The sequence below is a fragment of the Clostridium tarantellae genome, assembly GCF_009295725.1.
In the GTDB taxonomy this organism is placed as follows: domain Bacteria; phylum Bacillota; class Clostridia; order Clostridiales; family Clostridiaceae; genus Sarcina; species Sarcina tarantellae.
Window position 1 is genome coordinate 1 of record NZ_WHJC01000441.1, and the last position, 1,989, is coordinate 1,989.

A 1,989-nucleotide genomic window follows, 5' to 3' on the forward strand; every position below is an offset into this window, starting at 1 on the left:
CATTTATTCCTCCTAAGCTAATATCTCTTATAAAAAATTAATGTTATTAGTTATATTATGATTTTATAAAGAAAAAGATATTATTTTTCAATTTTAGATAAAATATTTTTAATTGTAAATACATTTAAAAATTGAAAAATTTTATTTTTAGAGTTATATATACTAATATATATACTTTTTTTATTAAAAAATTATTTTTAAATAGGAGGATTTATTTATGGAAAATACAGAATTAAAATCATATTGGAATATAGACTTGAAAGGAAAATTTACTGATAAAAACAGTGATAGACTATGCATTGTTTTACCAGGCATTGCTTACTCTATTGACAGATCTTATTTAGACTATTCAAAACAATTAGCTTTAGAATTAGATTATGATGTTTTACAAATGGAGTATGGTTTTCAAATAGCAAGAAAGGAGTTTAATGTAGAAAAAGAATTTAATGTAATGGCTACTGAAACTATAAATGCTATAAAAGCATCTATTTCTAAGGAATACAATGAAATTTTAATAATTGGTAAGAGCATAGGAACTTGTGTACAAACCTTATTAAATAAAAAATTAAAAAACTCAATTGTTAGAAATATCTACATAAGTCCTATAGAACAAACAGTTAAAAAAGGAATAAAAGAAAATTCATTAGTTATTACAGGGACTAAAGATCCTTTAATAGAGCCTAAATCTATAGAAAAAATAAAAAATATTCAGGGAGTTAACCTTATAGTAATAGATGATGCTAATCATGCTTTAGATATAGAAGGAGATGTAGTTAAAACTATAGATATGTTACAAGATATAATAATAAAAGAAAAAGAATTTATTTTAAATAGATAATAGAAAAAAACTTTTAATATGTATTTAGAATAAATAGTTTAAAAGGGTATTGAGTTTTTATGAATATAAATAAGTAAAAAAATTAAGGAAGTGATTATTATGAAAAATTTTAATATTAACGAAGTTGGAAATAATATGCTTAACATATATAATAAATGGATTCATGGATTAAAAGTCATTGAGGATTGTATTAGTTTAAAAGAAATGGTTATTATATTATTATCAGATTTAGATAATGGAATATTACATGGAAGTGAAGACGATATTGATACATTAAAAAATATGTTACTTGCTTTAGATTTAATAGAAAATGCTCCAGCAGATGAAAATGTATGTGTTAATGACGTTAGTGGATTTATAACTGATATGCTTGATAGAATGAATATGATTAGGGAAGATGTAGCAGAAAAATTTTTAAAAGATTTTAATAAAATTTTAAGAAAAGATGAAGGAAACCCATATATATTTATAGCTAAAATAGTAGTTGAAAAAATTCAAATTCCTGTAATTCATTAACATATTACATTATAAAATATGTTTTTAATAATTATACTTTAAATAAAATAGAGAGAAGTTATGTAAAGCTAATGAATGTAAAAAAATATTATACTTAGTATTCCTATTTTCATTAAATAATATGGTGAAAATAGGTTTTTTATTTTAATTTTAAAATTAAGTTTTAATGGAAATATAAAAATTTCACAAAAAAATGTAAAAGGAATATCATAAAATATATAAATTTTAAAAGGAAGTTAAATTAATATGGATTTAAAAAGAGATAAATATAGTCCTTTCATTTCTTCTAAGATATATATAGATAAAAAAGCACAAGATATTGAAATGAAATTAAAGCTTACTAAAAATACTAAAAAAATTAATATAGAAACAACAATTTCTGGTATGGTGGTAGATTATTTAAATAAACCAATTAATAATGCTGTTATTAATTTAATGGATAAAGATTTTAAGCCTTTAACTTATATTACTACTGGTGAAAATGGAAAATATTTAATTAATGAAATTCCCTATAGTGAAACCTATAATTTAATAGCTAAAGCTAATGGAAAATTAATTAGTCATGTTAATAATTTTTCTATATTACCAAAACAAAACTTAGAATTTAATTTTGTTTTATTAAATGATCCTAATAT

Annotated in this window: 3 protein-coding genes; all 3 read left to right on the forward strand. The window is 20.5% G+C overall.

Annotation, left to right across the window (positions count from 1 at the left end; genetic code table 11):
* Positions 1–217: 217 nt before the first annotated feature.
* The gene (locus tag GBZ86_RS15385; RefSeq protein WP_152892119.1) at positions 218–838 is read left to right on the forward strand and encodes an alpha/beta fold hydrolase; all 621 of its coding nucleotides are present in this window, start codon (positions 218–220) and stop codon (positions 836–838) included.
* Between the two features lie 99 nt (positions 839–937).
* Entirely contained in the window at positions 938–1,354 is a 417-nt protein-coding gene (locus tag GBZ86_RS15390) for a hypothetical protein (RefSeq protein ID WP_152892121.1), read from the forward strand.
* A 246-nt stretch (positions 1,355–1,600) separates the two neighbouring features.
* Positions 1,601–1,989, forward strand: a 389-nt coding sequence (locus tag GBZ86_RS15395; protein ID WP_152892123.1) for a carboxypeptidase-like regulatory domain-containing protein, incomplete at its 3' end; no start/stop codon positions are given.